We start from the raw sequence: 6,000 nt of genomic DNA, 5'->3' as shown, positions 1-6,000 counted from the left end.
CCTCCCTCCCTCAAGTGTGTTTCTTGAGAGAACCGTTATATTTACATCAAAGTTTGTTCAGGCATCATGCACTTATCAGAGTCACAACCTGCTGGTCCTGCTTCCATTAAATCACCGAAATCGTAGCGACTTAAAGCAGCATGAAAATCTTCAGTTTTGCGACGCATTTCCACTTCTTTCATTAACTGTTCATAGCATTGTTTTGTTATTGGCTCAAAAGGTAAGCGGGGAAAAGTTTGAAGGTCGTCAAAACGTGCTAGAAGTGCAGCACTAATGTACCCTTCATCATCTCGAATCGTTTCATATATCCGAGTTCCTAAGGCTTCAATTTCATGTTCTCTTAACTCAATGGTAGCAGAGGTGTTATGTGTGACATAGAATTTTTGCACCTGCATGTAGAAATCCATTTGAGCGATCGCACTAAATTGACTAATTTCTATTTCATCAGCACCTGGTAAATCAGCCCATGATACAGCAACTGGAATTTCTACTAGCCATTCGCTGACTCGTGGATCGAAGGGATCATTCAACAAATTACCCTGCTCATCTTTATCTGATTGAGAGGGTATGATGTTGTAGCCATAGTCTAGACAAGCCAACGCTACGGGATCATTTTTGCGACAGGTGATCCGACGTATAAATCTTTGTGCTTTCGGAGGATGCCATCCAGGGCTAGCACCTGTAAGCAAAGACTTGGTACCGCTTGGTTGAACTGTGGTGCAGCGGTTTGGGCGTTTGAGATTGTGGCGATCGCAGTAATCCCAAACAACACGATGTACAGTGTCTTTCCAAAAACTGAAGTATTCCTCCTCTTGACGCTTAAACGCCAATCCTTCAGCAGTTGCAGGTCTTCCTTTTTTCCACCAGCGCAACCAATCAACCCCAAAAGCTTTGACAAAGAAATCAAATAACCCTGTAAAAGAAACACCGACAATCGGGTCTAATTCACGGCTGTACTGATAGCGGGGTTCAATGAATTTGTGATGTAAAAGTGCTGCTACAGATATAGCACCTGCTGTGAAAGCTTCCTCCTGTTCTTTGTAGTTATTTGGGTCAATTTGATTCAGGTGAATCTCCGATAAATTACAGTGAAAATTCGAGCCAATAATTTCCAATTTTGTTATCCTAAAGGCTTTTTATCCTCTAGTTCTGGAGGTTTCCCTCATACCCATTTTTGGGATACCACTGGTCAATTCCAGTTCAGTTCAGCATAACTTTTCTACCATTTGGTAGCCGGGGACTCGTGAGGGTATTATATTCTTTTCAATTATCACTTACCAGTTATCAGTTATCAGTTTTAAGAAGAATTTAGAATCGGTGAATTCAGTATTCACCAAGGAAGAAATAAAGAATTCCGACTTCTGACTTCTGACTTCTGACCGGAGGCGGAGCTTTCCTTGCTCCGCTCCTGACTCCTTCCCTGTTCACTGTTTACTGAAAAGGTTCAACCCCTATGCGTTGCACTACCTTAAACTTTTAAATGAGAAGGTTAGCTCAAGATTAGCATACAGCAATGACTTATTAATTGGCTAGTTTTTCTATTGTCTTTTTTCAAACTTTAATTAATAACCAATAACTCACTTTTCTGCTTAGCCTTCCTTGAATTTCCCCGGTTTTTTACGTGAGGCAAAATTATTATCTACCACACGGATTTAAACCATGACGAGCCAAACGATGCTCTTGTTCACTTTCACCAATATGAGGACAATTTTCTTGTAACCAATCCTTAGCTTTTCCTAGAGCATAAGCCTTGAGAAAATCTACTTTTTGTTCATGATTTTTAAAAAGGTCACAATTAGCTCTAGCGATCGCTTCACCAGCCCATTGAATCGCACCTTCGCCACTATAGTATTGTTTGCGAACGGCATCAATACATTCCTCAAGAGTGGGTTTATGGTGAAATACCCTGCTATGGTTTGCCATTCTTAAAGCATCCCGGTCTGGATCAATTCGCCAATTACCGTTTTCATCCTGTTGCCATAGATTATCCTTAGCAACTGCAAATAAATGATCCTCACTTGAGCCTTGACGCATACCAGCACTGTTATGCGTTAGATAGCCGTCGCAGTAGAAGCAATGGGCTTCTTCGACTTCAATGTCATAAGTTTGGACATGATCGTAGCTGGCAAGACCAATGAATGTCACTGGAATATCCAGTGAAATGTCGGACTCGGCAATGTAGCGTTCATAGTTGACATCCACCAAGCGCGAACCTTGAAATCCCATTTCTCGCATCTCGCTGTAGGTGTAAGCTTCCCGCATAATGACACCAGGAACGGTGAAGCCGTACATTTTCAGTCCTTGTCTAAGCTGTCCCTTAATGCTATGGGGAGCAACAAGCGCGTTGTAACGCTCTTTCAGCGCTGGAATTGTCAGGTTGTACTTGGCTTGCCATTCCTGCTTTTGAGGATGAGTGATAGTAATTCTACCAGCGATCCCCAAGCTGGATAAAACTGCTGCGACTTGTCTAATAAATGAACGGTAGACTGTGGTGATTAGGTGCGGTGGGCGGTTATTAACAGCACCATCGCTATCCATCAATCCTGCCAGATAAGCTGCTCGGATATCTACTGAACCTTGGAGAATAAAACTGGGAACATCCAAAGGAACATTAGGCTGCTTGATATACCGATGGAAATATTCTGCCAATCTGATAGATGAGCAGATTGATTTGGCAGTGTTTTCACCTTTAGTTACGCCGTGAGTCGCAGTTAGTCCAAATAAAGCTAAAGCAGCATCTATCTTGGCTTGAATTCGTGCTGTAACTTCCGTATCTAAACTGTTCATTGCCCATTCAACACGACCGTAGGGCTTACTATACTCATTGCGACCAAGAGCAACATAGCCATCACCGTGAGTCAAGCCAATCAGCCAAGCGACTTCTGGTGTCAGATTTGGAATTATAAATGATTTGACCGTGCGACTTTGGGTAGGTCTTTTTTCTGTAAAGTCAGGAGGCAGATCAGTGAGGGTTCCAGGTAGTACCTGTGTACTGTGTAAGAGGCGATCGCCTTCTACTAAACTTGCCATTGACTTCCAGACAATTCCCCCTTTAGCATCCGCAAGAACTGCTTGTCTATGGTTTAAAGTTGCTCTTGGGTAGGTAGCATTGGTTTCAATTTCATAGACATCTTGAAATCCTTGGTCAAATTTATCAACCACTCGCCGAAATCCCAAGGGCGTTTGTACTAAATCACCCACTTGGACATGACGAATGGGAATAAGACCAATGGATGTATGAACCAAAGCATCTTCAGGTAAACATCTTCTGATATTACCGGCAACGATTGTCACAGCTGCTTCATCAATCAATAAACAGCATTCAACAGAATTTAATTGTCTGCCTACAGCTTTATTTAGGATGGACGCACAACGCTTATACAGTTCTGGTAATTTTACGGGATTAGCAACACCTCCAAAGCCGTTGAGAGGTTCTCCTGCTTGACGTACATCGCTGATATCAACAATCACTTGAACATCTTGTGAAAATCGTTCATCGGTTGAGAGTTCCAACAAGCTTTGATAAGATTGCACCCAACCTTGACGGCTATCACCAACGTAAATAGTGACAATATTGCCTTCTATTTTGACTTCTGTCTGTTCGCGACGCTGATTGGGAGGAGTCATACCAATTTCACCTCGCACTTGTACATGAAGGTGATTACGAATGGGAGGCAACTTGCTGATATACTGTGGTTCTAAAACTGCTCCAGTACCGCAGCCCATCATTGCCAAATCCATCATTAACCCGAAAGCACTCCAATCTTGCAGGTTAGTAGACGTACAATTATAGGCCCCAGAAAAGTTTTTTTGCTCTTTTAGCCAGTCTGTATTACCCTAAGCCACACTGTCACCAGCGTGACTCGGCTTCAGAACCGTGCGTGATACTTTCGCATCACACGGCTCCTCAATGATTTGGCTCTTGTCAAGAGTACCATCTGTTTTAGTTTTGATGTCATGGCAGTGACGATGCAATAGTTGGTAATTTTCATAGACATGTTTTCCACCCTTGGAAAGAGGTAGGATATGGTCTACTTCCATTACGTCTTCATCTCTGAAGTATCCATTGCATTCTGTGCATTTTCCATTTTGCTTTTTCAGCAATTTTGAGACTCTGGTAGGTAATTCAGCACTTTTTCCCATGCGGGTAGCCCAGTAGGTTAAGTCGCCGTTATATGGACTTACTTCTGGTTTGACTTTGACAGATCTCTGGATTTGAAACTCACTATGATAAGTAAGATTCACGTTCTTACCTTCCGTAATTGCTCGAAATACCCAAGATGATTTGTCTTTTGTGCTGAAATATTTTCCAATCCACCTTTTTGTGGACTTGTGAAGATGCCTGGCTTTAGCCCATGCAATTAGCTTTAGTGTTAGTAAGTGGTCAAGCTCTTTGAAGGTGTCAGCACTGTTGACTTTGGAGTAATAATTGCTCCAAGCAGTGATGATTGGGTTTAACCGCTTGATTAACTCAGTCTGGGATTGACAGGATTTTAGTTTGTCAATCTCATCAGCTAATCTGTGGTAGTGTGCTTTGACTGCTTTCTTACTTGGTTTTATATAAGTTTTATAACCTAAGGGTTTGCCATGTGGGTTCTTACCTGTTGCATACTTTCCTACTGGATATTGGCGGATGTTGAAGCTAAGGAAATCGAAGCCGGGAGTTTCATTTCCTATCTTCTCTAGGGTGTGAGTTATACGAGTTTTTTCAGGTTTAAGTTCTAAACCCAAATCTTTAAGAAATTCCTCAATTAGTGCCTTTGCTCTCATAAGCACATCCAGCTTGGGATGTAGTATGACGAAATCGTCGGCGTATCTAACTAGGGTAATTTCCTTCTCGTTATTATCCTTTTTCCCTGGAAGAGTTCGGGCAAATTCCTTGACAATTTTTTCCATTCCATGTAAGGCGATGTTTGCCAGTAAAGGTGAGATGACACCACTTTGCGGGGTTCCCTCATCCGTTGGAAACCATGCTCCGTTATCATACACCCCAGATTTCAGCCAGGCTTTAATCTGTTTGCGGAGTTTTGGAAACGTATTGATTTTGTTCAACAGTTTCTCATGGTCAATTTTATCAAAGCATATTGCAATGTCAGCATCTAGAACATATTTGCTCTTTTGCTTAATTCCTGCTTTGATACCCTCTATGGCATCCATACAGCTTCTACCAGGTCGGAAACCGTAGCTATTAGGTTCAAACTTGGCTTCCCATTCGGGTTCCAGGGCTAGTTTCACAAGTGCTTGTTTTGCCCGTTCAGATATTGTCGGGATACCCAATGGTCTTTTTTCTGTTTTCCCAGGTTTGGGAATCCATACTCTACGGGTAGCTTTGGATTTATTGCTTAGTTTCAGTGTGTGTACTAGTTGTAAGCGTTCATTAGGCGTTAGTGCCTTCTTACCATCTATCCCCGCAGTATTTTTACCTTGATTATCCTGAGTTACTTTGCGGACTGCAAGCATTTTGGCAGACCAGGAATTCAGAAGAGTCTTCTGCAATTTACGCACTGCTTTGACATCTCCCCGTAAAGAGGCTTGATAGATTCTTTTTTGCAACTTGTACACTATGCGTTCTAGCTTACGCCAGTTCACTTGTGTCCATACCACCATCGGATTTTTCCGTGTTTTAGTCATAATCAATTGCTACTAAAAACTCCATCTTCCAAATCATCGGGAATCTGTCAGCATATCCTTACCGATTACAGGTAGGCATTAGCTTGTGATTCCATCTCGTCCTGTAAGGGTTTACGGTTTGGCACCTACTCTAAAATCGACCTTTTAGAGAACCACAGACAGGATTACTTCGTTCCGTATAACCTTTGATTTGAGCGTTTAGGACGGTACTACTGGGCCGGAGACAGGAAAGCGTGACCTTTATGGCGGTACTTTCGGGTTCCTATGCGTCTCAGTGTCATTTTGACCGCAGCGTATCAACCATTCTTTTCGCTGCTTATTGGGTTACGACCGTTCAGACATACCTTCACTTTCGTTGTCCATACGTTC

2 protein-coding genes and 1 pseudogene are annotated in these 6,000 nt (G+C 42.4%); all 3 read right to left on the bottom strand.

Annotation, left to right across the window (positions count from 1 at the left end):
- Window positions 1-41: 41 nt before the first annotated feature.
- Window positions 42-1,112 (bottom strand): annotated as a pseudogene (gene nrdJ / locus DP117_RS28795) (ribonucleoside-triphosphate reductase, adenosylcobalamin-dependent); the annotation flags it as partial.
- 523 nt (window positions 1,113-1,635) lie between these two features.
- Window positions 1,636-3,744, bottom strand: a complete 2,109-nt coding sequence (locus tag DP117_RS28790; RefSeq protein ID WP_248277872.1) for an LAGLIDADG family homing endonuclease — start codon at window positions 3,742-3,744, stop codon at window positions 1,636-1,638.
- Between the two features lie 93 nt (window positions 3,745-3,837).
- A complete protein-coding gene (ltrA, locus tag DP117_RS28785) occupies window positions 3,838-5,631 on the bottom strand; it encodes a group II intron reverse transcriptase/maturase (RefSeq protein ID WP_169221629.1) in 1,794 nt (597 codons plus the stop codon).
- Window positions 5,632-6,000: the final 369 nt, after the last annotated feature.

Origin of the sequence: Brasilonema sp. UFV-L1 (assembly GCF_012912105.1) — a bacterium.
Taxonomy (GTDB): domain Bacteria; phylum Cyanobacteriota; class Cyanobacteriia; order Cyanobacteriales; family Nostocaceae; genus Brasilonema.
This window is presented reverse-complemented; position numbering and strand designations above follow the sequence as displayed.